This is a genomic window from Dinghuibacter sp. (assembly GCF_035492835.1).
Lineage (GTDB): Bacteria > Bacteroidota > Bacteroidia > Chitinophagales > Chitinophagaceae > Dinghuibacter.
This window is the reverse complement of the sequence record NZ_DATJIY010000171.1, coordinates 12,818-38,536: the sequence shown is the minus strand read 5'-3', so window position 1 is coordinate 38,536 and position 25,719 is coordinate 12,818. Positions and strand designations below refer to the sequence as shown.

Below are 25,719 nucleotides of genomic sequence, written 5' to 3'. Positions count from 1 at the left end.
CGGCGGATGAGCTCCAAAAAGTGTTGCGCGCTGGGATCGTTTGGCATACCAAGCAAAAATTGAGGTGGACCGCAGCCAAAGCCGCGGCCCACCTGTTTATTAAAATCTCACCAACAGAGCCAATATAATCCGGTTCTCCTGTGGTACCAGGTCCGGCATCCATCCCCCCATGGCGCTGAGAGGCGGCGCGACCGAAGCCCCGCTGGAAGTATACGTGTACTGCCCGGTGTTGGTGTAACCGGTGGGTCCGGTGACGCCTCCGTGTCCGGCGAAATAACCGGTAAGCGGGGTAGTGCCGGGCGCCGCGCCGATGTTGACCACCTTGCGGTGAACGAACTCGAACTTCAGCGTGAGGTTCTGCGCGGGCATATAGTCGATCGAGGTCGACCCATCCCACGCGTTAAAGGTAGAGCCCGGGCCGGTCTGCTGTTGGTACAGCGTATCGGCATAGCCGGTGGGCGCCAGCACCAGGTACTGACCGGGGTTGTGCATATAGCCGCCGCCGATGGTCCAGGCCCATTTTTGTTTCTCGCCGAACCAAAGCCGGTTGTAGACCATCCCGCTGATGAAGTTCTGCGAGGGCAGGCGGACGCCGGCCGAATTGGTCTTCTTGCCAAAGGGGCTCACACCATCCCCGCTTTCAAAGCCCAGGTCGCCGGTAAGCGAGAAAGCCGCTTTGGTGATAAAGCCTTGTTTGTGGTTGACGTACCGCAATTGGTAGCTGTTGTCGGAGTGGAAACGGAGACGGCCGGGGGCGCCTTCGTCGTCCTTGCCATAGTAGTTGTTGAACACATAGTCCACGGTTTCCTTGGGCCGGTAGTAAATCGACACCCCGATGCCCGGGCTGCGGTTAAACATCCCGTAGCTCTGCCAGCCGTTGACCAGCCAGAATTCGACCTTCAGCTTGTCGGTGGGGAAAGTCTGGAGACGCAACCCGTTGAAGAACCAGGGCGTGTTGTCCGAGGTGTACGAGGGCTGGTAGCCCCAGTTCTCGAAGTTGTTATACGAGAACAACCCGATGTAGGACATGAAGATACCGGCGTCGAGGTTGATCCCGTGCCATACGTCCCAGTGATAACCGGCGTACGCCTCGCTGATGTACCGGTAGATGGTCTGCAGGTCGTACTGTCCCTTGTAGGAGCTGCCGTCGTTGCGAGGCACCACCGTAGAGCGTGTCCCGAACTGCATCATCACACGTCCGCGGATGTTGCCGTAGTGGATGTCCCCGCCAAAACCCATGAACGAGAGCTGGAGCTCGTTGTCCCGCGCCAGCGCCGTGGAGCCGACCACGGTGTTGTCGATGGGAGAATTGTAGGAGTGCGTGTAGTTCAGGTCGAACGTCACGTCACCGGTGAAGTACTTGGAGTCGAAGGCCGGCGGTGTCGTCTTGCGGCTGGTCCCGTTGAGCCAGGAGAAGTCGCCGAAGGCGAACGGGTCGGACGCCTTCGGCTTGGCTTCGATGCCAGTCGTGTCTTTGGAATGGTGCAGCCAGCTGAAGAAGCCGGACGGCCTGGCAGGGGAGGGCGTCGCCGCACCCCCGGCCACCGGGTTGTTTGTTGCCAAATCTTGCCCGAAGGCGGTGCCTGCGACAAAGAATGCCGAGAAAAGGATAATAGTCTTCCTCATAAGCGTTTAAGGTTTTAAAGTGTCCAATGAAACATTCAAAGCAAGCACGTTCACGGTCGAGGGACCGAACAACCCCAGGAAGGGGCCTTTTATATGTTGATTGACGAGGTCACGTACGGTGGCTTCGGACAGGTGCCGCACGGCGGCTATCCGTTTGACCTGGATGTAGGCGCCGTCTGGCGACAGGTCTGGGTCGAGCCCGCTACCGGAATAGGTCACGAGCTCCGCGGGGATGTCGGCCTTGTTGACGCCGGGGTTGTGCACCATAAAGGTGTCGATGTGCGCCTGGACGTCCTTCAGGTAGTCGGGGTTGGAAGGCCCCTTGTTGCTGCCCGCGCTGCCGGCGGCATTATAGCCGACGGCCGAAGGGCGGCTCCAGAAATATTTGTCGTCGGTGAATTTCTGACCGATGTTGTCATAGCCCACTACCTTTCCGTTCAAGGTGACCGTTTTGCCGTTGCCCTGCCCGGGTGTCAGCCGCCCGACCGCCGCGATCAGGAGCGGATAGACCAGGCAGCAGATGACCAGCAGCACAAGGGTCAATCGCAGGGATGGGAGAATATATTTTTTCATAAAAAGTTTTTTACATAAAAAGTGCAAGGATCAAATCGATCAGCTTGATCCCGATAAAGGGGGCGATGATGCCGCCGATGCCGTAGATCAGCAAATTCCGTCGAAGCAGCGCGCTGGCGCCGATCGGCTTATAGGCCACGCCCCTGAGAGCGAGCGGGATCAGGATAGGGATGATGAGGGCGTTGAAGATCACCGCACTCAGGATCGCGCTTTCCGGGCTCTTCAGCCCCATGATGTTGAGCGCGCTCAGCGACGGTATCGACAGCACGAAGAGCGCCGGCACGATCGCGAAATATTTGGCCACGTCGTTGGCGATCGAGAACGTGGTCAGCGTGCCGCGTGTCATCAGCAACTGCTTGCCGATTTCCACGATCTCGATCAGCTTGGTGGGGTCGTTGTCCAGGTCCACCATGTTGCCCGCCTCCTTGGCCGCCTGGGTGCCGCTGTTCATCGCGACACCAACGTCGGCCTGGGCCAGCGCGGGGGCATCGTTGGTCCCGTCGCCCATCATCGCCACGAGCTTACCGCCCATCTGTTCCTTTTTGATGTAGTCCATCTTGTCCTGGGGTTTCGCTTCGGCGATGAAGTCGTCCACCCCGGCCTTTTCGGCGATAAAACGGGCCGTCAGGGGATTGTCCCCGGTGACCATGACGGTCTTGACGCCCATCTTGCGCAGGCGCTGGAAGCGTTCCTGGATGCCCGGCTTGATGATGTCCTGGAGCTCGATGACGCCCTGGGCGACACCGTCGCGGCTCACGACCAGTGGCGTGCCCCCATTGGAAGCGATCTCCTGGACCTTTTGCTGGGTTTCGGACGGGAAGGCGTTTCCGTTCTTCTCGACGATCCCGCGGATGGCGTCATAGGCGCCCTTGCGGATGCGCACGCCCCCGTTCAGATCGACGCCGCTGCTGCGCGTCTCGGCGCTGAAGGGGATAAAACGCGCGTCGGATGAAGCCCCCGGCATCGCCATCCCCCCGGCCGTTGCCAGCTCGATGATGGAGCGGCCCTCGGGTGTCTCGTCGGCCATGGAAGCCAGCACACTGGATTCGATGAAGGTATGCTTGTGAACCCCGGGCGCGGGCCAGAAATGCGTGGCTTTCCGGTTCCCGATGGTTATGGTACCCGTTTTGTCGAGCAACAAGGTATCCAGGTCGCCCGCGGTCTCCACGGCCTTCCCGCTCTTGGTGATGACATTGGCGCGGAGGGCACGGTCCATCCCCGCGATACCAATGGCGCTCAGCAGCCCGCCGATGGTCGTCGGGATCAGGCATACATAGAGCGACACGAAGGCGGCGATAGTGATCGGCGTACCGGCGTAGTCGGCAAAGGGTTTCAGCGTGACCACCACGATCAGGAAGATGAGCGTGAAACAGGCCAGCAGGATCGTCAGCGCGATCTCGTTGGGCGTCTTCTGACGGCTCGCGCCTTCCACCAGCGCGATCATCTGGTCCAGGAAGCTTTCGCCGGGGTTCGTGGTGACCCGGACTTTGATCCGGTCGCTGAGTACTTTGGTGCCACCGGTAACGGAAGACTTGTCGCCTCCCGATTCCCTGATGACCGGAGCGGATTCACCAGTGATGGCGCTTTCATCGATGGTTGCCAGACCCTCGATGATTTCACCGTCCATGGGGATGATGTCTCCGGCTTCCGCCAGGAAAACGTCGCCTTTGCGGAGCTGGCTGCTGGGAATAACCTGCACTTCATTCAAGAAGATGTCGCCGACGGCGGCCACCTTTTTGGCCGGGGTGTCTTCCCGTGTTTTGCGCAGGGAGTCGGCCTGTGCCTTCCCCCTGGCCTCGGCGATAGCCTCGGCGAAGTTGGCGAAGAGCAGGGTGATGAAGAGGACGGCAAAGATGACGATGTTGTAGACCAGGCTGCCCTGGCTCTTTTCACCCATGCCGATCCAGATACAAACGGCCAGCATGATGATGGTACCTATATACACCGTGAACATCACCGGGTTCCGCGCCATGACGCGCGGGCTGAGTTTGACGAACGATTGCTTCAGCGCGGAGGCGACCAGTTCACGGGGGAATAATGCAGATGAGCGTTTCATATTTCTGATTTTGCGCGCCCAGCGGGCGCGCTCGTTTTAATGCATACCCAGGTATTCCGCGATCGGCCCGAGCGCCAGCGGCGGGAAATACGACAGGGCGGTAATGATGACGATTACGGCAAACGTGGTAGCCCCGAAGGTGTACGAGTCAACGCGGAGCGTACCGGCGGATTCGGGCACGTACTTCTTCCGGGCGAGCAAACCCGCGATGGCGACCGGCCCGATGATGGGCAGGAAGCGACCCAGGATCATCGCCAGACCGGCCGTGATGTTCCAGAAGGGGTTATTGTCCGCCAGCCCTTCGAACCCGCTCCCGTTATTGGCGTTGGATGAAGTGTACTGGTAGAGCATCTCGGAGAAACCGTGGTAGCTCGGGTTGTTCAGCCAGGCCGACGGCTTGACCGCCCAACCGATATTCGGATGATAGACGAAATAGTACGACGCCAGCGCCGTGCCGCCCTTGATGATAAACGCGCTGAGCAGCGTCACGAGCGCAGCGATCTTGACCTCCCGGGCCTCTACCTTATGGCCGAGGAACTCGGGCGTGCGGCCCACCATCAAACCAGCGATAAAGACGGTGATGATGATATAGATGTAGTAGTTCAGCAGACCCACCCCGCAGCCTCCGTAGAAGCCATTGACCAGCATCGCCAGCAATTGCATCAATCCTGACATGGCCATGGAGCTATCGTGCATGGAGTTGACCGAGCCCGTGGAGATGACCGTTGTCAGAATACTCCAGAAGCCCGAGGCCGCGGCCCCGAAACGGGCCTCCTTACCCTCGGTGGCCCCATTGGGCTGGGCGATGCCCATATGCGCTATGAGCGGGTTGCCATGTATTTCGGTGATAATGGTGGGGATCACCAGACAAAGGAACCCCACCGTCATTACCCCGAAGATGACGTAAGCGAGTTTTTTACGTTTTATATAAAAGCCCAATGCGAAGACCATCGCAAACGGTATGAGGCACTGAGTGACCAGCTCCACCATATTGGTGAAATAGTTGGGATTCTCCAGCGGATGGGCCGAGTTGGCGCCGAACCAGCCACCCCCGTTGGTGCCGAGGTGCTTGATGGCGATCATGCCGGCTGCCGGCCCACGCGATACCTGGACGGTATCGCCCTGGACGGTCGTGATGGTGTCTTTCCCCGCATAACTGGTGGGGGTACCGTTAAACGCCAGGATAATGGCTACCACGATGGACAGCGGCAGCAGCAACCGGGTGATGGTTTTGACGAAGATCGCCCAGAAGTTCCCTAAATTATTGGTTGTCTTTTCTTTTAGTCCATTGAAAACGGCAATCAAACACGCAATCCCCGTCGCTGCGCTTACAAACTGCAGGAAGGTGATGACGAACAGTTGTGTCAGATAGGTCAGGCCGCTTTCCCCGGAATAGTCCTGTAGGTTACAGTTCACCACGAAGCTGATCGCCGTGTTGAAGCTGAGGTCGGGGGTCATGTCGGGGTTCCCGTCCGGGTTCAGGGGCAGGTGCGACTGGAAAAGGAACATAAAGAAGGCGTACACGAACCACAACAGGTTGATGGTCAGCATTGCCTTCAGGAATTCCTTCCAGTCCATCTTCCGGTGAGGGTCGATCCCGCTGGCCCGGAAAATAAATCCTTCCAGGGGCGCCAGGAAGTCCAGGAACGTCCGCTCGCCGGCGAACATCCGGGCGACGTACCGGCCCAGGGGGTAGGCCAGGAGGATGATGAGCAAAAAAGTGGCGATGACGCCGGTCAGTTCGGTAAACATAGAAGTCGTTTAAAATTTTTCCGGTTTGATCAGTACGTATAGCAGGTACAGGAACACCGCTATCGACAGGATAAAGAGTGCCAGGATCATGGTGTCAGATTTTTTCAAAGTAATCGATGGACGCAAAGAAGAGCCAGAAGCAAATCAGGCCCACGAGCAGCAAAATGACAGTCATCATAAAAGGCCCGCGCTTTAAGTGCGCGGTTACCCCCTATTGCCAAAACCGATGCCGCCAGCCGGGAAGTCGCTCTGGATGCGGTATCCGGGCGCCGTTGACCACGGGAGGGCCCCTTCCATTTTGGCAAGATTTTTTCAAAATGGAAAAAAATCCCGATTTTAGGATGGATGGTCACCTTCAAAGCCCTCATTGAACAATTCGCCGGGCAAGGGGAAAAAACCGGGTGGAGCTATATCCGGATACCCGCTGCCACGGCCTCGAAATTGAAACCCGGCCAGAAAACAAGTTTCCGGGTAAAGGGGTTCCTCGACGACCACCCGATCGAGCAGGTGGCGCTGATCCCCATGGGGGAAGGGGATTTCATCATCGCCGTCAATGCCGGGATGCGGAAATCCGTCCGGAAGCAAAAAGGCGACACACTCCGCGTCCGGCTGGAACTGGATGAAAAAAAATTCGTGATTTGCCCGGATTTAATAGAATCTTTACAGGACGAACCAAAGGCTCTGGCCTACTTTAATACGCTACCCCCCGGTCATCAGCGCTATTTCAGCAACTGGATCGATAGCGTCAAATCGGAGACCGTCCGGGTCAGGCGGATCGCGATGGCCGTAGACGCCCTCGCCCGTTCGCTCGGCTTCAGCGGTATGATACGCGACCACAAGGCGCGATCGGGGAAATGAAACGGCACTTATGAAGAAGATTTTGTTTAAGGCTTTAAAAATCGGCGGCATCACGCTGGGGAGTCTCCTATTGCTGATGTTCCTGCTGCCCATCCTGTTCCCGGGTTTTGTATCCACCAAGATCAAGACATGGGCCTCACACGCCATCGTCGGCGAATTGAATTTTTCGAAGGCGCGGTTGTCCTTTTTTAACCACTTTCCGTCGCTGACCCTGACCCTGTACGATTTTTCCCTCAAGGGGTCGACACCCTTTCCAAACGATACGCTGGTATCCGCCAAAGAAGTGGCGCTGGGGGTGAACCTTTCCTCCATCTTTTCCAAGAGCATCGACATCAACGAAATTTACCTGACAAAAGGGAATATCCATGTCCTCGTTGACGAAAAGGGCCAGGCCAACTATAACGTCTACCGCTCCGACACCACCACGACAACGGCGTCGACCGACACGACCGGGGCGTCACTAAAGATCAGCCGCATCCAGATCGACGGCGCCGACCTCGTCTACGATGATCGGTCGCTCCCGCTCAATATCACCTGCGACAACCTGAACTACCTCGGCAAGGGCAACCTCGCCCAGGACATCTTCGACCTCCAGTCGCACATCCAGGTGGATACGTTCGACCTGGACTACAATAAACAACACTACATTGGCTCCAAAAAGCTGGGCGCGGACCTGGTGACGCGCATCAATACCCGCTCTTTGTCCTTTATTTTCGAGAAAAACGACCTCCGCATCAACAGCCTCCCCGTGCAGCTCAAGGGGCGCTTCGACTTCCTGCCGCACGGCTACAGCATGGACTTCCGGCTCAACAGCGAGGCCACCAACCTCCACGACATCCTCACCGCCCTCCCCCCGGAATACGCGGGCTGGCTGGATTCCACGGATGTCCGCGGCGCCGCTACGATGTCGGCCGCGCTCACCGGCACCTACGACAGTACCACCATGCCCGACCTCAGCTTCAACCTCACGGTCCGGGATGGCTTTATCGCCAATGCCAAGGCGCCGAAACCGGTGGAGCACCTCTTCCTCAACCTCGAATCGAAGGTCCCCGGGCTCAAACCCGATAGTTTCTACATAAACATCGACTCGGTTTACTTTACCCTCGGACAGGGGTACTTCGGGTCCGTTCTCCGTTGGAAGGGGCTCAACGACCCGGTGGTCTACGCCCGGGTACGGACCGCGCTCGACCTGGCCGACTTCGACCGGGCCGTGGGGTTGGCGCCCTACGACCTCAAGGGCCGGTTCACGCTGAATCTGCTGGCGGACGGCCGCTACGCCACCCAGGTGGTACGCAAAGGCCTGCGTTCGTTGGATACCGTGGTGACGAGCATTCCTTCTTTCCAAATGAACGCCGCGCTGGATAACGGCTTCGTAAAATACGCCAAGCTCCCGGAAGGCGTTTCGGGCATAGCGCTCCGCTTCGACGCCTCTTGTCCCACGCACGACTATCACGATATCAGGTTCGCCCTGGACAGCCTTCACGCTCAGGTGCTCAGCAGCGTCATCTCCGGCCGGCTGCGCGCGGAGAACACGCACGGGCTTTCGCTGGACGGCGGTCTGCATACCGTCTTCCACCTTGGCGACGTCGCAAAGGTGTATCCGCTGGACAGCATGCAACTGGCCGGCGACCTGGCCGCCAATGTATCTGTAAAAGGCGTCTACGCTCCGGCTGAACACCGCTTCCCTGCGACCACAGCGACACTCGATCTGACCGGCGGCCGCGTCCAAACCAAATATTACCCCCGTCCTATCGATAACATCCAGGTCAGCGCCCTGGTGACCAATACCACCGGCACCATGAAATCCCTAAAGGTCCGGCTGACCCCCGTGTCGTTCCGGTTCGAGGACCAGCCGTTCCTGGTCCGCGCAAGCCTGTCGGACTTCGAGAACATGCGCTACTCGATACAATCGCAGGGAACGATCGATATCGGCCGGCTGTACCAGGTTTTTGCCCGGCCGGGCATGGATGTAAAGGGCCTGATCCGCACGAACCTCTCTTTAAAGGGTCTTCAAAGCGACGCCACCGGCGGGCACTACGACCGGCTGAACAATTCCGGCACCATGGAGCTCCAGGAGGTCGCCCTCACCTCGGATATGTTCCCCAAACCGCTGCTGATCCACACCGGGTTGTTCCGTTTCGACCAGGAGAAGATGCACTTCGACCGCTTTAAGGCGACCTATGGCAGCAGCCAGTTCGCGCTCGACGGTTACGTGTCCGACGTCATCGGGTACGCCACGCAGCCCCACGCGCCGCTCAGCGGGAGCTTTACGCTGACGAGCCCGTCGATCGCCGTGGACGAGCTCATGGCATTCTCGGGCGCGCCGCCCGCCGCCGCGCCACAAACCCCCGCGGCGGCCACGGCTTCCGGGGTCGTTCTCGTGCCCGATAATCTCGCGTTATCCCTAAAGGCAACGGTAGGAAAAGTCAACTATAACGGCCTCGTCCTGGACAGCGTCCATGGCGCCATCCAGCTGGATAGCGGAAAGCTGACCCTGCGACAGCTCGCCTTCAACATCATCGGCGCCCCCGTCACGATGGACGCCAGCTACGCCAGCCAGTCCCCGACCAAGGCGTCCTTTACGTACCACATCAACGCGCAAGACTTTGACGTCCACCGCGCCTACAAAGAGATCAAGCTCTTCCATGACCTGGCCAGCTCCGCCGCCAAGGCTGAAGGCGTCGTCTCCCTGGACTACCAGCTGAGCGGGAACCTGGACGCCGATATGCACCCCATCATGCCCAGCCTCAAGGGCGGCGGTACATTGTCGATAGCGGACGTAAAGGTGCACGGTCTGAAGATCTTCGGCGCGGTCAGCAAGGCCACCGGCAAGGACAGCGTCAACAACCCGCACCTCAGCAAGGTCACCATGAAATCTTCCATCGCGCGCAATATCATCACCATCGAGCGCACCCGGATGAAGGTGCTCGGCTTCCGCCCGCGTTTCGAGGGCCAGGTCGGCTTCGACGGAAAACTCAACCTCCAGTTCCGGCTGGGGCTGCCCCCCCTGGGTATCCTCGGTATCCCGATGACCATCACCGGAACCGAGGACAACCCACAGGTCCACCTCCGCCGGGAACGGAAGGGTGACGAGCTCCAGGGGACGGACGACGAGCCCTAGCCCCCGCGAACCTTAACATTTTCCTGGGAATCCGCCGAGCAGCAAACGAACCGGCAAATCCGTCTATCGTAAGCAATGCTCACGGTATGAAACACTTTTTACTCTTGTGCTCACTTTATTTGTTGACGCTTAGCGCCTTCGCTCAACAGGACACGGCACGGCGCCATAAAAGGACCCCGGCACTGGAGTTTTCTGTAACTACGGGCGCCTCCATCCCCACGGGAAAGTTCGCGATGAAAACACCCGACGCCTCCGCCGGCCGCTACGCGGGGGTTGGCTGGAGCCCTCCTATCGCGTAGGTCTCGGCGCCGGCTTGTCGCTGAAAGCGAGCTTGCTGGGGGGGATGCAAGTACCCTGGCAAGATATAAACCTGCGGCACAACGGGGACTTCTTTGCCGCGCAAGGTCTATTGGGACTGCACTTCAGTCCGTCGAACCCGCATTGGTTCTTCCAGGCTTCCGGCAGCTTCCTGGCTACCCAAAGCGAAACGTTTGGAACCGAAGACCTCTTTGGCCAGAAAATCCCGACAATTTCCACCCATCCCGTGCATTTGGCGACTGCCAACCTCGGAGTTGGACTACATCTATAAAATCTCAAAAAAACCACATGAACCGTTTGACCTTTTGGACAATCCTCGCCCTTGCTTGTCTCACCGCGTCGCGCGCCGGCGCACAAAACAGCCGTTGGGACGTTTCCCTGTCCGCCGGGGGCGCTTTTCCGGCCGGCACGTTTGTCAACTTCAACGCCTTTTATGCGAAAGGCTACGCCAAAACCGGTTGGGACGCGGACGCGATGGCTACCTACCGGGTATGGAAAAACTGGGGCGTCACCGTGCTGGCCGGTTACCAGGACAATCCGTACGACAGTCGGAATAACGGGGCGCTCGACCTGCCCTCCTTTACGGCCGTGCGCCTGATGGCAGGTCCGTCGTATCGCATTCCTCTGCGTCTGGACAAGGGATGGTCGCTGACCGCCCGGCTCCTGGTGGGCGCCCAGCGGTCCGACCTCGACTTCAGTCACCATGAATCGACCCCGTTCACCTGGGAGCCCGGTCTGGAATTGCAACGCGATCTCGGGAAAAACCTGTACCTGAAGTTGGGCGGCGACTACACCTTCAGTCAGGGTAACAGCGACGTCCGGTTTTCACCAGAGGTGCCCGTGTACAGTATCAACCGTCGGTTAATCGACGCCAACCTGGGAATTGGCATCCGGTTTTAAATCGCCGCTTGTGACTTGACCGATCCCGGGAGCCGCTTCACCGACCTTAACAAATCCGCATACAGAAAGGGCTGGACATTGCCTTAGGGGCGCCGTAGCTTGGTCGTAAGTAAACCTAAATGCTTACACCATGAACCGTTTAACCTTTGGGGCAATGTTTGCGCTTTTAGTCCTGTCGGCCGGGAGCGTCCGCGGGCAGGCCGGGACAGCCGATGCGCGAAATACCCGCTGGGAAGTATCGCTGGCCTCCGGGCTTTCCATTCCCATGGGGCCGTTTGTACACGTACAAGACCCGAATGGGATTACCTCTACCTTTTCCGAGCGCACCGGCTGGAACCTGGACGCCCAAGGCACTTATCGCTTCTGGCATGGCTGGGGCGCGACATTGCTGGCGGGGTACCAGCGAAACCCATACCCGGAAAACAGTCCGGCCAGCTGGTTCCGGCTCATGGCGGGTCCTTCGTACCGGTTGCCTCTCGATACAAAGTGGGCCCTGACCGCGCGGGCGCTCGCGGGTGTAGAACGATACGACCTGAAACCGGGTAACGGCTATCCGGCGCCGTTTACGCTCGAAGGCGGCATAGGCGCGCAGTATGCCCTCGGCAAGCGTTGGTTCCTCCAGGCGACGGCCGACTACAGCCGGGCGACCCGTCGATCGTACACGCAGGAGGTGGTCAATTCGACCGAGATATTTTCTTTTTCCGACAAATATTCCTGGGCATACTACACAGCGGACCTGGGGATAGGCCTGCGGCTCTAGGCCTTCGACTTCTTCCCCCCGTGTTCGAAATCCTTGAACCGGTCGTTGACGTACAGGAGCATATCCTGCTGGGACGCCTTGCGGCAAAAATCGTAGGACGGCCGGTAGCGGTCCATGAAGAGTTCCAGGGAGTCTCCGTCCAGGCCGGTCAGGCGGGTGACAAAAGTGCGGGAGAATTTGTAGTTGATATAGTCGTCCTTTTCCTCCTGGTCGAGGCGTTTCTTTAGCTTCCGGCGCTGGACCGCCTTTTTGTCGAAGTAGGAAAAGGGATGGAAGCGCAAACCGAAGCCGCCGTCGTAGACGTTGTGGTTTTCGATTACCGGCGTAGGCTTGCTTTCGTAGAACATGCTGTAGTCTTCGCGCCGTTGCATGGAGTCCACCTGGTAGGCGTTGAGGTCGCCCAGCCTGATCGTCGTCAGTTGTCTGACGTCCGGGGTCAGGTACACCTCGTACCGGTCGGCGAGTATCATCGCATCGACCCGCACGGTGTCGGGCCGGTAACCGGTGTAGGAAAAGATCACGGTATCGCCGGGGCGGACGGAAACCCGGTAGTTGCCGCCCATATCGCTTTGGTCGAAGTGGTTCCCGCTGATGTCATGCACCGTGACGGCGCCGAGCACCTCGTGGGTGTTCTTGCGGAGGACCTTGCCGAAAAGCAGCTGCGGACCCTGTGCGTGAGCGGCGGGCGCAATCAACGGCCCGACGGCCAGCGACACCGCTATAAGATAAGCACAAACGTACCACCGATAATAAGCGCCGCGCCCACGGCCGTTTTCCAGTTGATGGCCTCGTGCAGGAAAATGACCGAGAGCACGATCGCTATCGCGACGCTGAGCTTGTCCACCGGCGCCACCTGTGAAACCTTCCCCAGCTGCAGCGCGCGGAAATAGAATATCCAGGACAGACCGGTAGCGCAGCCGGACAGGATGAGAAATATCCAGTTTTCCCGGGTGAGTGAAGCGGTTTCCCGCCCAATTCCCTTGTAAACGACGATACCCCATGCGATAAAAAGAATTACGATGGTGCGGATGGCCGTCGCGAGATCCGAGTCGATCCCTTTGACGCCCATCTTCGCAAACAGCGCCGTAAGGGCTGCGAAAAAAGCGGATAACAACGCGTATAGCCACCACATATCCTAAACGCGGCGTCGAGACCCGCCGCTGGTTTTATTCGCCCCAAATTTCGCCTTCCCCGTTCAACCACTTGTGGACGGAGTCCGTCGTCACCGACTTGGGCCGCTCGAGCGGGAAGTTCAGCGCCCTGTCCCAGCAAAGGCTGGCAAGCACGCCCAGCGCACGGCTCACGCCGAAGAGCACGGTATAGAATTCGTATTCCACCAGGCCGTAATGTACCAGCAGGGCGCCGCTATGGGCGTCGACGTTTGGCCAGGGGTTCTTGACCTTACCCAGCTCCTTGAGGATGCCGGGTACCGTATCGTATATGTTCCAGACCGTGTTGACAAGGTGGTCGTCCGGCATATGCTTTTTGGCGAACTCCATCTGCGCGGTAAAACGGGGGTCGGTTTTGCGGAGCACCGCGTGACCATAGCCCGGGACTACCTTTCCTTCATTCAGGGTTTTGCGCACATAGGCATCGATCTGCTCCTTGGAGGGCAGGTCCACGCCCAGCTCGCTACGCATATCCATGATCCATTTGATCACTTCCTGGTTGGCCAGGCCGTGGAGGGGACCGGCCAGGCCATTCATCCCGGCGGCAAAGCTCAGGTAGGGATCGCTCAGGGCGGAACCCACCAGGTGGACGGTATGCGCGGAGACGTTCCCGCCTTCGTGATCGGCGTGGATCGTCATGTACAGCCGCATCAGCTCCTTGAAGCCCTCGTCTTCGTAACCGAGCATATGCGCCAGGTTACCCGCCCAGTCCAGGAGGCCGTTGGGTTCGATGTGGTTTCCATTCTTGTATTTGCGGCGGTAAATGTATGCGGCGATCCGGGGCAGGCGGGCGATCAGGTCCATCGAGTCGTCCAGCACGTATTCCCAGTAGTCCTTTTTATTGATGCCCTTGGCATAGGCCTTGGCGAAATTGCTTTCGGTCTGGAGCGCCATAATCCCCGCGACGAACTGCGTCATAGGGTGCGACGTGACGGGCAGGGCGTCGATGGTGGCGAAGACGTGCGTCGGTACGTGGGACCGGCGGGCCCAGGCATTGCTGACGATCGTCACGTCCTCATCCGTCGGCAATTCACCGATCAGCATCAAATGAAACAGCCCCTCCGGCAGGGGCTCTTTTCCCCCGGGGGCGTGGGGGAGCTTTTGTTGCAGCTCCGGGATGGAATATCCACGGAACCGAATCCCTTCGTTGGGGTCCAGGAGGGAGGTTTCGCTGACCAAACCGGTCATCCCCCGCATCCCCTGGTATATCTGGGCCAGGGTCACTTCTCCGATCTTTTTACCGCCGTGCTCCTTGATCAATTCCTTGGTGTCCGCGTTCGCCTTCTCTGCTACTTCCTTGAACCTTTCTTTGACTGTGGCCATGTATAATCTGTTTTAAGAGGTTTTTGGATGGCTAAAGTTACGCTATTTGGGGGCTCGCCTGTACAAGTACCACGCAACAATAGCAAAAAAGAAATTGGGTATCCACGCCGCCCAGAATGGCGGCAGGTTGCCCTTTGTGGAAAAAACCGTCGAAAACTGGTTGCTAATGATATATACCGCGCTGATCAATATCCCCAGGGCCAGGTGCACCCCGCTGCCGCCCCGGATCTTCCGGCTGGCGATTACGGCCCCGATCATGGTCAGCAGGAAAACCGCGACCGGCGTCGCGTCCCTGCGGTAGCGCTCCACTTCGAGGGTGTTGACGCCTTCGGCGCCCCTCAGCTTCTCGCGCTTGATATACACGTCCAGCTCGGGCGTGGTCAGCTTGTCCTGTATATAAAAGTCGTTGTTCAACTCCGAGGGCGTGACGTTCAGGTTCACCTTCCGCTGTCCCTCCATCACCACCGTCTCCCGCAGTCCGTCGATCTTCCGCTCGACGAGGTTATCCAGCCGCCACTTTTTGACGGACGTATCCCAGGATATGGCTTCGGCCCTCAGGTTGTACGTGAGCTTGTTCGAATCCCCGAGACGGTACATGAAGAATTGGGAACCCGTTTTGCGGAGCGTATCGTAGTACGCCATCCCCGCGTAGGTCTGTGGGTCTATCCGGAAGTGGATCCGGTTCAGCTGGGCCTGTGACGGGTTGTACGGGTCGTTGTCCACGTATTTTGCCTGGAAGTCCGTCCGGATCTGGTTGGCCTTTGGCACGACGATCCGGTCCGCCCACCACAACAATAACCCCAGGAAAACGCCCCCGACCACGAAGGCCCGCAGGTAGCGCCGAAAGCTGACCCCCGCGCTCAGGATCGCGATCACCTCCGTTCGCGCCGCCATCTTCGAGGCGAAGAAGATCACCGCCAGGAACACGAACAGCGGGAACAGGAATGCGATGATATAGGGTACGAACCCTATATAATACTGCATGATGATCTGCCGTAAGTTCAAACCGGACTTCACAAAGTCGTCCGTCTTTTCGCTGATGTCCACGACGACGCTGATGAGCGTGAACAGCAGGATGGCAAAGAAGAACGTGCTGAGGAATTTCCTCAAGATATACCAGTCGAGTTTCTTCATCCGCTGTCAAAATTAGGGCATTCCGCCCGGTTTCACAGGCGCTGCTTCAGCGTGGGGATGAGCGCCTCCTTCCACGGGCCGAAGTCACCGGCTATGATGTGCGCGCGGGCTTCGCGGACGAGGTGTAAATAAAAAGTTAAGTTTTGCAAAGACGCGAGCGTCAAACCGAGGATTTCATTGGCGACGAAGAGATGCCTGAGGTAGGCCTTGGAATAACCGGCCAGGGCAGACGAGGCCAACCCGGGGTCCACGGGGGAGAAGTCGGTCGCCCATTTCTTGTTCCGGATGTTGATGATACCGGCGGTCGTGAAGAGCATGCCGTTGCGGCCATTGCGGGTGGGCATGACGCAGTCGAACATGTCGATGCCGAGGGCGATGCACTCGAGGATATTCCAGGGGGTACCGACGCCCATGAGGTAACGGGGGCGGTCGTCGGGGAGGATGGAGCAACAGAGGGCGCACATCTCGTACATCGTTTCTTCGGGCTCGCCTACGCTAAGGCCGCCGATGGCGTTGCCGGCGGCGCCCCGGGAGGCGATGTACTCGCTGGAGGCCTGCCGGAGGTCGGCGAAGGCGCCGCCCTGGACGATGGGGAAGAGGTTTTGCGTGTAGCCGTAGGCATCGGAAGTCTCCGCCAGGCGGCGGATACAGCGGTCCAGCCAGCGGTGGGTCAGGTCCATGGACTGGCGGACATACCGGTATTCGGCGGGATAGGGCGGGCACTCATCGAAAGCCATGATGATGTCGGCGCCGATGCGGCGCTGGGTGTCCATGACGTTCTCGGGGGTGAACAGGTGGCGGCTGCCGTCGATGTGGCTTTGAAACACTACCCCTTCCTCGGTGATCTTCCGGTTTTCCGCCAGGGAAAAAACCTGGTATCCGCCACTGTCGGTAAGTATGGGCCGGTCCCAGCCGTTGAAGCGGTGCAGGCCGCCCGCCTGGGAAAGCACGTCCGTCCCCGGCCGCAGGTATAAATGGTAGGTATTGCCAAGGATGATCTGCGCCCGGACGTCTTCGCGCAGTTGCTGCTGGGTAACGGCCTTTACGCTGCCTACCGTGCCCACGGGCATAAATATGGGGGTCTCGATGACCCCGTGGTCCGTTGTAATCCTGCCCGCCCGGGCTGCCGTCGTCCGATCCGTCCCTTCATGAATGAATGTCAACTCCATATATGTAAAGTTCTGTATTTTTGTACAGTTATGCATCCAATAATCCCCCTCTGTGCCTTTTACCTCTTTTGCTTCATCGCTGCCGTACAGGTTTTCTATTATCTTTTTTTCTTTACCAGACTGGCGTTTTACAAGCAACAACCCGCGGCCCCTGCCGTCAATCCCGATCCCGTCTCCGTCATCATCTGCGCCCGGGATGAGTCCAAAAACCTTACTGAACGGCTGCCCTCCGTTCTGCGGCAGGACTACCCCGCCGCCCACGAGATACTCGTCATCAACGACAATTCCTTTGACGATACGAAGTTCGTCCTGGACCGGTTCACCAGCGAATATCCGCGGCTCAAACCGGTGGAGCTGGTGCAGGAGGCCAAGCTCATCGTCGGCAAAAAATTCCCCTTGTCCGTCGGGATCAAGACGGCCAAATACGACACCCTGGTCCTGACCGACGCCGACTGCACGCCCGCGACCCCGGAATGGATCAGGAGCGTGCAAAGCGCCTACCAGCCGGGGACCGAAGTCGTGCTGGGCTATGGCCCCTACGAAAAGAAACCCGGGGTCCTCAACCGGATCATCCGTTTCGAAACCTTTCATACGGCCCTGCAATATTTTTCTTATGCGTGCGCGGGTATGCCTTATATGGGGGTCGGCCGCAACCTGTCCTACAAAAAGGACCTGTTCTTCCGGAACAAGGGTTTTGCCGGTCACAACCAGATCCCGAGCGGGGACGACGACCTCTTTATCAACGCCGTCGCCAACGCACGGAACACCCGGATCACGCTGGACGCGTCCAGCTTCGTCTATTCGCCGCCGAAAGCCACGTGGGGAGAATGGATGCGTCAGAAGCAACGCCACTATACGACCAGCAAGTATTACAAACCCATACACAAATTCCTGCTGGGTTTATACACCGGCTCCCATTTCCTCCTGTATCCCCTGCTGGCGCTCAACATCCTGATAACGCCCGAGCCCTTGTCCTGGTACGTCTGGGGCGCCTTCGGTCTCCGGTTCGTGGTCCAGGCCGTCGTTTACTACGGGAGCATGCGAAAGCTCATGGAAAAAGATTTGTTTTGGTGGTTCCCTTTGCTCGACCTTTGGCAATTCATGTATTACATCATTTTTGCCCCCGCATTATGGAAACGCCCGGCCGCCAGGTGGAAATAATACAAAGCTATTTCGGTGACTTCACGCCCCGCCAAACGGAACAATGGGCGGCGCTGGACGCGGTCTACCGGGAGTGGAACGAAAAGATCAACGTGATCTCCCGCAAGGACATCGACAGCCTCTACGAGCGTCACGTCCTGCACTCCCTGGCTATCGCCACCGAATTCGACTTCCCTGCCGGCGCCCAGGTCGTCGACATCGGCACCGGCGGCGGTTTTCCCGGCATCCCCCTGGCGATCTTCTTCCCCGGCGCCACGTTTCACCTGATCGACAGCATCGGCAAAAAGATCCGCGTCGTAAACGAAGCCGTCGAAGCGCTGGGGCTCACGAATGTCAAAACCTACCACGCCCGCGCCGAAACCCTCCCCAAGAACGTTTTCGACTTCGTCGTCAGCCGCGCCGTCGCGCCCCTGGCCGACCTTTGGGCCTGGTCCAGGCCGCTGCTGCGCAACAACCACCTCCCCGGCGCCCCCCACAAGAACGGCCTGGTCTGTCTAAAGGGTGGAGACCTGACCACTGAGATTGCTGCAAGTGGTTTACGCCCACACATTTGGGAACTCGAACAACTCTTTAAGGAATCCTGGTTCCACGAAAAGTTCATGGTTTACGTCCCGCGCTAAAATCCGCGGGGGCATGACGCCGCTATGTCCGGACATACCCACTTTGCGGTATTGCGATTCCCCGTAAAAATCCGCAGCTTTGCCCCATGATGCCGATCCGTGTTTGTATTGTTGAAGACAACCGGGATATCCGGCAGGCTCTCGAGCAGATCCTGCAGCTATCTTCCGGATTGGAGTGGGCAGGGTCATACAGCTCGGGTGAGGATGCACTGGTGGGCATTCCGCTGACCGCCCCGCAGGTCGTACTAATGGACATCCACCTGGGTGGCGTGGACGGCATCGAGTGCGTGCGCGTCCTGAAACGGAGACATCCGGAAATCCTGTTTATGATGTGTACCGTTTATGAGGACGACGCCAAGATTTTTGAAGCCCTGAGGGCGGGCGCCAGCGGCTATGTGTTAAAGAAAACCACACCCGACAAGCTCCTGGAAGCCATCCGGGAACTACACCAGGGCGGTTCGCCCATGAGCAGCCAGATCGCCCGTAAGGTCGTAAGGGCCTTCCAGGACCAGAACAAGGTCGGCGCCATCACCGAAGAAAGCGACCGCCTCGATTCCCTTTCCAAACGGGAAATGGAAATCCTCGAGATGCTCGCCAAGGGTATGATATATAAGGAAATTTCCGTGTCGTTATTTATCAGCCCCGAAACCGTTCGCAAACACGTATATCACATATACGAGAAGCTCCACGTAAACAATCGTGTCGAGGCTATCAACAAGTTTTTTGGCCGTTAGGCCTTGCTTAAACTACGGACAATGGCCCCTCCTTAGATAAATTCTAATGGAGGGGTTTCTTTTTTTCCTAATATCTTACACATTGCATTTAATAATATGCATGATCCATATCATACATATAACCCATTTTTAGTAAAATTGCATAAGGATAATATATACTAAAATAATTTAATTGCTTTGTTATGGAAACCTCCCTTTTTAAGCGGTTCGCGCCGTTTGCCGTGCTGGTCATCGTCTGTGTAGCGGGCCTTTTTGCTCCTACCCTGTCCAACTTTAAAGGGTCGTCTGTCTATAACGGGGCGGATATTACGTGGGTTCTTGTAGCCACAGCACTGGTCTTTTTGATGACCCCCGGGCTGGCCTTTTTCTACGGAGGCATGGTCAACCGGCGGAACGTGCTGTCCACCATGATCAAGAGTTTTATTGCAACGGGTATCATCAGCGTGATCTGGGTGGCAGTCGGCTTTAGCCTGGCCTTTGGCAAAAGCATCGGCGGTTTTATCGGGAACCCATTCACCTACCCCTTTTTCTCCGGGGTTAATTCCGGCGCGCCCTGGGTAGCCGCGGGTACCATCCCCCTGATGCTGTTCGCGTTATTTCAGCTCAAGTTCGCCATCATCACCCCCGCCCTGGTCGTGGGCGCCGTCGCCGAACGCATCCGTTTTAATGCCTATATCTTATTTACCGCCTTGTTCAGTCTCCTGGTCTACGCACCCATCGCGCACTGGACCTGGCACCCGGATGGCTTCCTGTACAAAATGGGCGTGCTGGACTTTGCCGGCGGGACCGTGGTACACATCTCCGCCGGTTGCGCCGCGCTCGCGGGCGCCCTGGTCTTAAAACCCCGGCAGTCCGAGTCGACCCATCCCGCCAATATTCCTTACGTCATCCTCGGTACGGGTTTGCTGTGGTTTGGCTGGTTTGGCTTCAATGCCGGTTCCGCCCTGGCGGCGGGCGACCTGGCGGTTGGCGCCTTTGCCGCCACCAATACCGCGGCAGCGGCCGCCGGTGTGGCCTGGGTGCTCTTCGACGTGGTCCGCGGTAAAAAGCCCTCCGCCCTGGGTTTCTGTATAGGCGCGGTTGTCGGGCTGGTGGCCATTACCCCCGCCGCCGGTTATGTGGGCGTCCCCCAAAGCCTGATGATCGGTCTGGTGGCGGCGCTGGTCTCCAACATCGCCGCCCACTGGAAGTCCAAGACGGGCGTGGACGATACGCTGGATGTTTTCCCCTGTCATGGCTTGGGTGGCATGGTCGGGATGATCCTGACGGGCGTCTTTGCCAGCAAGGTCCTCAACCCCGGCGGCGCCAACGGTCTTTGGTACGGCGATACGACCTTATTCCTCTCCCAGCTCAAGGGCCTGGGTATCGTGGTAGGATACAGCTTCTCGGTGTCCTATGGCATCTTCAAGCTGATCAATGTCCTCTCCCCGCTCCGCGTTACCAAGCAGGAAGAAATGGTGGGACTGGACGAGTCCCAGCACGGCGAGAAATATGTTCAGGGAACCCTGCTGGTGGACTCCAACGGGACTTTTGCCGAGAAAACCATGAACGATTCGTTCTCCATCAACCACTGATAGTCCGGTAGACGGGCGTTTATCAGTTGCGTATAGTAATTACCGGGGTCCAGGCCCCGGTAATTATTTTTATTGAGGAGGATGACCGCCGGCGGATGCCGGGTAAAATCGGTGTCGAGGATATACCGGTAGGTGGCCGAATAACCCGTATTCTCCAATAAGGGCAACAGGAAACGCGTGTTACACAAGCGGTCGGACAGCACATACACATATTGGTTTCCAAACCCCGCCAGGTCGATGGTTTGCGTGGGTGCCGTGGTGGCGCGGATCTGTTGGGCGACCACCCGCATGTCGCGATATATGGCCCGGTTACCCGGGATCGCCCCCACGGCGCCAAAGATTGCCCAGGCCAGCATACCCAGGAGCGCCAACCGGCCGGCTATATATCGTTCGACCAGGTCGCCCAATACGACCGTGACTGGTATGAGCAACAGGATAAAATAGTGTGCATACGTCTTACCCGAAAGGTATACCAGCGGATAGGCCAGCAGGTAAATAGCGGCGCAGGCCGCCAGGAGCTTTGACACCGCTCCGCCGCGCAGACGCCGTACGATCAATACCAGCATCCAGGCATCCAGCAGCAGTTGCAAGGACAGCCCGCGGTAAGACAGGAAACTGTTCTCCCGCAGCTGTACGCGGATCCACCGCCACGGTCCCGGGCGCTGGGCGTGTTCGGAGTTATAGAGGAAAACCTGGTCGATAAAGTCGCGTTCCAGACCCAGGGTGTGCAGCAGCAGCCACGTGAGCCCCAGGCCGGCGACCAATATGCCCGCATAACGCGCCAGCCGTAACGGCGCACCCCACACATCCAGGACGACGATCCCCGCGATCACCACCGCCCCGTTCTGCTTTAACAGACTCGCCAGCAGCAGCGCGGCCGCGCCGATCCAGACCCGGTGACGGCTCTTCCGCGCATAGGCGCGGGCGTACCAGAGCGTCAAGGGCAGCACGAAGGTTTCGGTCAGGAAGCCCTGGTCCCAGCAGAGCAGGTAAAGCACCAGGAAGAGCATTACGTACCACAGCGGCCGCCGCAACGACAAGGCGCGCACCGCATCGAAGAGCAGCCAGCAGTCGAGGATAAGGACACCCAATTCCAGGACCCGCTCCCCCAGGAAGGGGTTGTCGCGAAACGCGAAGCCCGCCAGGCCTATGACATAGATCAGGAAGGGCTTGTTGTTCCAAAGATGGGTATAGGGCAACAACCCCTTGGTGAGCAGATAAGACCCATACAGATGTAACCCGGCGTCCACGCCCGGTGCGGGCAGGGCCAGGTGGATAAAAACGACGAAAGCGGATACCCCGGCCAGTAACCAGGGTATCCAGGATGGGTTTTTTATTGCCACTTCAACTCCAGTACATTGTTCCTACGGTCAACGTCTGCCATCCGTTGCGTGGGATCAATTTCTGCCCGGGTTATTTCCCGGAGGCGGTGCGCGGTCTGGACCGTGTAGGTCGGATTTGTCCACGGCCAGGGGTCGAAGGTCGTGCGGACGCCTTCGCCCGGTTCCGGGGGTTTGGACCCGAACATCATGTCCAGCGGCATATACAGCGTTTCGGTCGTGCCGTCCTGGAAGGTCAGCTGCAGGTCGACCGGCATGGGCATCTGCCCGACGCGCTTCAACCGGATGTTGGTCTTGCCGTTGTCTTCCCAAAGGCTGTCGATGCCATAGTCGATCGTCTTGGTCGTGGATAACCAGTATTCCTTGTACCAGTCGAGCTTCACATGACTAACGTTCTCGGCTACCCGAACGAAGTCGCCCGCGTTGGGGTGCTTGAAACGCCATAGCCGGTAGTATTCGTGCAGCGTCCGGTCCCGGAGGGAATCGCCGATGATATAGCCGAGCTGGCAGAGGAACATGGCGCCCTTGGAATAGGACGAAACGCTGTAGGCGTAGTTGGTGTTGTAGTGATCCGCGTGGGTAGTCAGCGGCTCGGCGTACTGGCTCTTGGTGAGCTGGAAATACGACCGATACGAGGCCGACTGGTTCACGGGCAGGCTTGTTGGCGCGTCCTTGCTGGTCTGCGCCCTGTACCATCCCGTCACCTCCCCCTCGGCGTAGGTCGTAAAACCTTCGTCCATCCAGGGATACATCCCCTCATTAGTGGCAAGCATGCCCTGGTACCAGCTGTGCATCCATTCGTGGAAGGCGCCGCCCAGCGAGGGTCCCACGAGCAGAGTGCTCATGGGGTATTCCATACCTCCGTCGCCGCCCTGGATAAAGGAATATTGCTTCCAGGGATAGGGACCGAAACGCTTTTCGATATACGGCAGCACCTGCACCGCCGCGTCGGCCACCAGGGTCCAGCGGCGATCGTTCTCGTCGATGTACTTCTGGGGGTTCATTTCGTATTTGGCCCTGGTCGAGTCCGGGAGGTTGTTAAAGGCCTTTGTCAGCAGGTCCACATTCTTTTTATAGAGGACGTTGATCGTCCGGCCACCCGACACTTTCCGCACCAGGTGGACGTAATCCGGGTCGGCGGCCCACATAAAGTCATGCACCTCCGGCGCGTGGAATCTCCAGGTCAGGTTGGGACCGTCGGGCCGCACCGCCTTTGTCCCCGGGGCTTCGTAGCCATAGCCTATCTGTTGCGCGTTTTCGAGATACCCCGTTCCGCCCAGCACATAATGCCGGTCGATGGTGATGTCCACGTCGTAGTCGCCCCATACCCCATAGAATTCGCGCGCGATATAGAGCGTGGGGTGCCAGCCTTCGTAGTCGTATTCACACATCTTGGGGTACCACTGGCTCATGGAATAGCGAACGCCATCAACGTTGTCGCGCCCGCTACGACGTATTTGCATTGGAACCTGGGCCTCGAAGGACATATTGAAAATGGCCTTGGCATGCGGTAGGATCGGCTTGTCCAGGGTCACGACCAGAATCGTCCCCTGCACCTTATAGGATTGGGGCCGGTCGTTCATCGAAAGGCTGAGGACCTTCTGGTAGCCGATCTCCTCATCGGTCAGGTGCTCGATCCTGTCGCGCACCCGGCTGTCCCAGTCGCGGATGGGGTTGCCCTTCCTGTCCTCGCCAAGCACGATCTTACCCAATTCCCGGCTCCGGACGTCCATTTCGCTTCCAGGCTGGAAGGCGTTCCAGTAGAGGTGGTAAAACACCTGGGTAAGCGTATCGGGCGAGTTATTGGTATACTCCAGCAACTGCTTGCCCGTAAAACGGTTGGTGGTCACATCCATGTTGACGTGCATGGTATATTTCACCCGTTGTTGCCAACGGTCGGGTTGGCCCAGCACGACAACGGAAGAACCCAGCAGGAAGAGCAAGCAACAAAGACCCAATTTGTTCATGACGAGGATTTAAGGGGACAATGGGTGCGAAAATAAAAAAAATAGGGCCTCACGGCCCCAAATTTCCTTGAACGGCCGCAGTCCGCGGCGACGCCTTCCGGCGCTTACTTCGTGGCCGGCGGCCCGTCCGTCATTTTACCGCTCTCATTAAAGTAGAGGTATTTCCGCTGGATGCCCCCCTTTTTGACGAGGATACGGTACCACATCTTGTTACCCGGGGAATACATCACCTTGTACTCCTCCGCCTTCCAGGTATCGGTGTAGATACTTTTGTCATATCCGTCCTTTACCTGGGCGGGAAGCTGGTCGGCGTTGATGGTGCGTTCCGACCCCTTCCAGGCGCCGGTCTTGTCGTATTTGGCCAGGTACCCGCCGCTGTCGAGCTTGAAGTCTACCTGGAAATAGGATAGTTTGTCGGTCCAGGAGGCGCCGTTTGCGTTGGGGTATTGTTTCCGGAAGGCGTCGGTCACCTCTCCGGGGATCTTCCTGAACTGGGCTTTAGCCTGACCCAGCATAAAAGCCGGGCAAATCAACAACAAGGCTATGAATTTTTGCATACGATAGTACATTATGTGTCCGTTTAAACAATTGTCGCGCCAAGTCGGCTGGTTGCCCTTATGAACGCCGGTGAATTAACATTATTGTTTTCCGCCCACGACAACGACGATCTCGCCCTTAACGCCCTTCTCTTTAAAATAGGCCGCGACTTCGGCCAGCGTGCCCCGTTTATTCTCTTCGAACATCTTGGTCAATTCGCGGCTGACGCAGCACGGGCGCTCCTGGCCAAAGTATGTCGCCAGCTCCTCCAGCGTCTTGACGAGCCGGAGCGGGGATTCGTAAAAAACGATCGTCCGTTCTTCCTCCGCCAGCTGTGTCAGCATGGTATGCCGTCCCTTTTTGGGCGGCAGAAAACCTTCGAAGGCAAACCGGTGCATCGGCAGCCCGCTGTCGACCAGGGCGGGGACGAAGGCCGTGGCCCCCGGCAGGCACTCCACCCGTACTTCCGCGCGGATGCATTCCCGCACCAGCAGGAAAGCGGGGTCCGACACGCCCGGGGTGCCGGCGTCAGTGAGCAGGGCCATGATTTTGCCGGCTTTCAATTGGTCGACCAGGTGATGGACGACCTTGTGCTCGTTGTGCTGGTGATAGGGGGTGACGGGCTTGGTGATCTGGTAGTGCTGTAGCAGCCGTGATGATGTCCGCGTGTCTTCCGCCAGCAGCAGGTCCGCCTGCCGGAGCACCTCCACCGCCCGATAGGTCATGTCCTGGAGGTTCCCGATGGGAGATGGGACGAGGTACAACACTATATCTTATTGTCCTATCAACCCGATCTCGTAAAACTCCATCACGGGGTTTGCGAGTAATTTTTTACAAGCCTGTTCCGCCTGGTCCCGGGCTTCCTTTTCGGAGGCCGCGTCCAGCTGCAAGGTAATATGTTTGCCGATGCGCACGTCCAGCACCTGTGACAACCCGAGGTTCTGCAGCCCGCCCAGCACCGCTTTGCCCTGGGGGTCCAGGAGCTCTTTCAGCGGCATTACCTTGATTTGGATGTTATAGATCATTC

Annotated in this window: 24 protein-coding genes; 9 read left to right on the top strand and 15 right to left on the bottom strand. The window is 58.2% G+C overall.

All coding sequences use genetic code 11. From position 1 onward, the window contains the following. Positions 1–99 precede the first annotated feature (99 nt). Genes VL547_RS16245 through VL547_RS16225 form a run of 5 tightly spaced genes read right to left on the bottom strand, consistent with a single transcriptional unit; the run spans position 100 to position 6,115 of the window. A complete protein-coding gene (locus VL547_RS16245) occupies positions 100–1,626 on the bottom strand; it encodes an outer membrane beta-barrel protein (protein WP_325579716.1) in 1,527 nt (508 codons plus the stop codon). 6 nt (positions 1,627–1,632) lie between these two features. After that, on the bottom strand, positions 1,633–2,199 hold the full coding sequence (locus tag VL547_RS16240) for a K(+)-transporting ATPase subunit C (RefSeq protein WP_325579714.1): 567 nt from the start codon (positions 2,197–2,199) through the stop codon (positions 1,633–1,635). A 10-nt stretch (positions 2,200–2,209) separates the two neighbouring features. Further along, positions 2,210–4,255 (bottom strand): potassium-transporting ATPase subunit KdpB, encoded by a 2,046-nt coding sequence (kdpB, locus tag VL547_RS16235; RefSeq protein ID WP_325579712.1) that lies wholly within the window; start codon positions 4,253–4,255, stop codon positions 2,210–2,212. A 36-nt stretch (positions 4,256–4,291) separates the two neighbouring features. Next, the gene (kdpA, locus tag VL547_RS16230) at positions 4,292–6,007 is read right to left on the bottom strand and encodes a potassium-transporting ATPase subunit KdpA (protein WP_325579710.1); all 1,716 of its coding nucleotides are present in this window, start codon (positions 6,005–6,007) and stop codon (positions 4,292–4,294) included. A 9-nt stretch (positions 6,008–6,016) separates the two neighbouring features. Then, positions 6,017–6,115, bottom strand: coding sequence for a potassium-transporting ATPase subunit F (locus VL547_RS16225; RefSeq protein ID WP_325579708.1), 99 nt, complete (start codon positions 6,113–6,115; stop codon positions 6,017–6,019). Between the two features lie 237 nt (positions 6,116–6,352). On the opposite strand from VL547_RS16225, the gene VL547_RS16220 reads away from it, so the two are divergent. The 5 genes from VL547_RS16220 to VL547_RS16200 all read left to right on the top strand — a co-directional run bounded on the left by VL547_RS16220 (position 6,353) and on the right by VL547_RS16200 (position 11,964). Further along, positions 6,353–6,865: a YdeI/OmpD-associated family protein gene (locus VL547_RS16220; RefSeq protein ID WP_325579706.1), complete on the top strand. Its 513-nt coding sequence runs from the start codon at positions 6,353–6,355 to the stop codon at positions 6,863–6,865. 10 nt (positions 6,866–6,875) lie between these two features. Next, on the top strand, positions 6,876–9,986 hold the full coding sequence (locus VL547_RS16215) for an AsmA-like C-terminal region-containing protein (RefSeq protein WP_325579704.1): 3,111 nt from the start codon (positions 6,876–6,878) through the stop codon (positions 9,984–9,986). Positions 9,987–10,329: 343 nt separating this feature from the next. After that, positions 10,330–10,575 (top strand): hypothetical protein, encoded by a 246-nt coding sequence (locus tag VL547_RS16210; RefSeq protein ID WP_325579702.1) that lies wholly within the window; start codon positions 10,330–10,332, stop codon positions 10,573–10,575. A gap of 17 nt (positions 10,576–10,592) precedes the next feature. Beyond that, positions 10,593–11,204 carry a hypothetical protein gene (locus VL547_RS16205; RefSeq protein ID WP_325579700.1) on the top strand — a complete coding sequence of 204 codons (612 nt, stop codon included), beginning with the start codon at positions 10,593–10,595 and terminating at the stop codon, positions 11,202–11,204. A 154-nt stretch (positions 11,205–11,358) separates the two neighbouring features. Beyond that, on the top strand, positions 11,359–11,964 hold the full coding sequence (locus tag VL547_RS16200) for a hypothetical protein (RefSeq protein ID WP_325579698.1): 606 nt from the start codon (positions 11,359–11,361) through the stop codon (positions 11,962–11,964). On the opposite strand, the gene VL547_RS16195 is transcribed toward VL547_RS16200, so the two are convergent. Genes VL547_RS16195 through tgt form a run of 5 tightly spaced genes read right to left on the bottom strand, consistent with a single transcriptional unit; the run spans position 11,961 to position 16,759 of the window. Continuing rightward, complete coding sequence (locus VL547_RS16195; protein ID WP_325579695.1) at positions 11,961–12,680, bottom strand: hypothetical protein; 720 nt, start codon at positions 12,678–12,680, stop codon at positions 11,961–11,963. The genes VL547_RS16200 and VL547_RS16195 overlap by 4 nt on opposite strands. A gap of 2 nt (positions 12,681–12,682) precedes the next feature. After that, complete coding sequence (locus tag VL547_RS16190) at positions 12,683–13,096, bottom strand: EamA family transporter (protein ID WP_325579693.1); 414 nt, start codon at positions 13,094–13,096, stop codon at positions 12,683–12,685. Between the two features lie 34 nt (positions 13,097–13,130). Next, a complete protein-coding gene (locus VL547_RS16185) occupies positions 13,131–14,456 on the bottom strand; it encodes a citrate (Si)-synthase, eukaryotic (protein ID WP_325579691.1) in 1,326 nt (441 codons plus the stop codon). A gap of 42 nt (positions 14,457–14,498) precedes the next feature. Then, positions 14,499–15,590, bottom strand: coding sequence for an LptF/LptG family permease (locus VL547_RS16180; protein ID WP_325579689.1), 1,092 nt, complete (start codon positions 15,588–15,590; stop codon positions 14,499–14,501). A gap of 32 nt (positions 15,591–15,622) precedes the next feature. Beyond that, entirely contained in the window at positions 15,623–16,759 is a 1,137-nt protein-coding gene (gene tgt / locus VL547_RS16175; RefSeq protein ID WP_325579687.1) for a tRNA guanosine(34) transglycosylase Tgt, read from the bottom strand. A gap of 30 nt (positions 16,760–16,789) precedes the next feature. Here tgt and VL547_RS16170 point away from each other — a divergent pair, with 30 nt between their 5' ends. From VL547_RS16170 to VL547_RS16155, 4 genes are all read left to right on the top strand, one after another. Beyond that, on the top strand, positions 16,790–17,920 hold the full coding sequence (locus VL547_RS16170) for a glycosyltransferase (protein WP_325579685.1): 1,131 nt from the start codon (positions 16,790–16,792) through the stop codon (positions 17,918–17,920). Continuing rightward, positions 17,890–18,540 carry a 16S rRNA (guanine(527)-N(7))-methyltransferase RsmG gene (rsmG, locus tag VL547_RS16165; protein WP_325579683.1) on the top strand — a complete coding sequence of 217 codons (651 nt, stop codon included), beginning with the start codon at positions 17,890–17,892 and terminating at the stop codon, positions 18,538–18,540. Before VL547_RS16170 ends, rsmG begins: the two co-directional genes overlap by 31 nt. Positions 18,541–18,626: 86 nt before the next feature. After that, the gene (locus VL547_RS16160) at positions 18,627–19,274 is read left to right on the top strand and encodes a response regulator transcription factor (RefSeq protein WP_325579681.1); all 648 of its coding nucleotides are present in this window, start codon (positions 18,627–18,629) and stop codon (positions 19,272–19,274) included. Between the two features lie 182 nt (positions 19,275–19,456). After that, a complete protein-coding gene (locus VL547_RS16155; RefSeq protein ID WP_325579679.1) occupies positions 19,457–20,848 on the top strand; it encodes an ammonium transporter in 1,392 nt (463 codons plus the stop codon). Here VL547_RS16155 and VL547_RS16150 read toward each other — a convergent pair. The 5 genes from VL547_RS16150 to purS form a co-directional block, all read right to left on the bottom strand. Beyond that, positions 20,770–22,191, bottom strand: a complete 1,422-nt coding sequence (locus VL547_RS16150) for a hypothetical protein (RefSeq protein ID WP_325579677.1) — start codon at positions 22,189–22,191, stop codon at positions 20,770–20,772. The genes VL547_RS16155 and VL547_RS16150 overlap by 79 nt on opposite strands. Continuing rightward, positions 22,182–24,155, bottom strand: a complete 1,974-nt coding sequence (locus VL547_RS16145) for a M1 family metallopeptidase (protein ID WP_325579675.1) — start codon at positions 24,153–24,155, stop codon at positions 22,182–22,184. Before VL547_RS16145 ends, VL547_RS16150 begins: the two co-directional genes overlap by 10 nt. A gap of 104 nt (positions 24,156–24,259) precedes the next feature. Beyond that, entirely contained in the window at positions 24,260–24,712 is a 453-nt protein-coding gene (locus VL547_RS16140; protein WP_325579673.1) for a hypothetical protein, read from the bottom strand. A gap of 81 nt (positions 24,713–24,793) precedes the next feature. After that, entirely contained in the window at positions 24,794–25,459 is a 666-nt protein-coding gene (gene rsmI / locus VL547_RS16135) for a 16S rRNA (cytidine(1402)-2'-O)-methyltransferase (RefSeq protein WP_325579671.1), read from the bottom strand. Positions 25,460–25,465: 6 nt separating this feature from the next. Next, on the bottom strand, positions 25,466–25,717 hold the full coding sequence (purS, locus tag VL547_RS16130; RefSeq protein WP_325579669.1) for a phosphoribosylformylglycinamidine synthase subunit PurS: 252 nt from the start codon (positions 25,715–25,717) through the stop codon (positions 25,466–25,468). Positions 25,718–25,719: the final 2 nt, after the last annotated feature.

Excerpts from the sequence above, each read along its gene's own strand:
- VL547_RS16245 (WP_325579716.1), bottom strand. The coding sequence starts at position 1,626 with ATGAGGAAGACTATTATCCTTTTCTCGGCATTCTTTGTCGCAGGCACC.
- VL547_RS16240 (WP_325579714.1), bottom strand. The coding sequence starts at position 2,199 with ATGAAAAAATATATTCTCCCATCCCTGCGATTGACCCTTGTGCTGCTG.
- kdpB (WP_325579712.1), bottom strand. The coding sequence starts at position 4,255 with ATGAAACGCTCATCTGCATTATTCCCCCGTGAACTGGTCGCCTCCGCG.
- kdpA (WP_325579710.1), bottom strand. The coding sequence starts at position 6,007 with ATGTTTACCGAACTGACCGGCGTCATCGCCACTTTTTTGCTCATCATC.
- VL547_RS16220 (WP_325579706.1), top strand. The coding sequence starts at position 6,353 with ATGGTCACCTTCAAAGCCCTCATTGAACAATTCGCCGGGCAAGGGGAA.
- VL547_RS16215 (WP_325579704.1), top strand. The coding sequence starts at position 6,876 with ATGAAGAAGATTTTGTTTAAGGCTTTAAAAATCGGCGGCATCACGCTG.
- VL547_RS16210 (WP_325579702.1), top strand. The coding sequence starts at position 10,330 with ATGCAAGTACCCTGGCAAGATATAAACCTGCGGCACAACGGGGACTTC.
- VL547_RS16205 (WP_325579700.1), top strand. The coding sequence starts at position 10,593 with ATGAACCGTTTGACCTTTTGGACAATCCTCGCCCTTGCTTGTCTCACC.
- VL547_RS16200 (WP_325579698.1), top strand. The coding sequence starts at position 11,359 with ATGTTTGCGCTTTTAGTCCTGTCGGCCGGGAGCGTCCGCGGGCAGGCC.
- VL547_RS16190 (WP_325579693.1), bottom strand. The coding sequence starts at position 13,096 with ATGTGGTGGCTATACGCGTTGTTATCCGCTTTTTTCGCAGCCCTTACG.
- VL547_RS16185 (WP_325579691.1), bottom strand. The coding sequence starts at position 14,456 with ATGGCCACAGTCAAAGAAAGGTTCAAGGAAGTAGCAGAGAAGGCGAAC.
- VL547_RS16180 (WP_325579689.1), bottom strand. The coding sequence starts at position 15,590 with ATGAAGAAACTCGACTGGTATATCTTGAGGAAATTCCTCAGCACGTTC.
- tgt (WP_325579687.1), bottom strand. The coding sequence starts at position 16,759 with ATGGAGTTGACATTCATTCATGAAGGGACGGATCGGACGACGGCAGCC.
- VL547_RS16170 (WP_325579685.1), top strand. The coding sequence starts at position 16,790 with ATGCATCCAATAATCCCCCTCTGTGCCTTTTACCTCTTTTGCTTCATC.
- rsmG (WP_325579683.1), top strand. The coding sequence starts at position 17,890 with ATGGAAACGCCCGGCCGCCAGGTGGAAATAATACAAAGCTATTTCGGT.
- VL547_RS16160 (WP_325579681.1), top strand. The coding sequence starts at position 18,627 with ATGATGCCGATCCGTGTTTGTATTGTTGAAGACAACCGGGATATCCGG.
- VL547_RS16155 (WP_325579679.1), top strand. The coding sequence starts at position 19,457 with ATGGAAACCTCCCTTTTTAAGCGGTTCGCGCCGTTTGCCGTGCTGGTC.
- VL547_RS16145 (WP_325579675.1), bottom strand. The coding sequence starts at position 24,155 with ATGAACAAATTGGGTCTTTGTTGCTTGCTCTTCCTGCTGGGTTCTTCC.
- VL547_RS16140 (WP_325579673.1), bottom strand. The coding sequence starts at position 24,712 with ATGCAAAAATTCATAGCCTTGTTGTTGATTTGCCCGGCTTTTATGCTG.
- purS (WP_325579669.1), bottom strand. The coding sequence starts at position 25,717 with ATGATCTATAACATCCAAATCAAGGTAATGCCGCTGAAAGAGCTCCTG.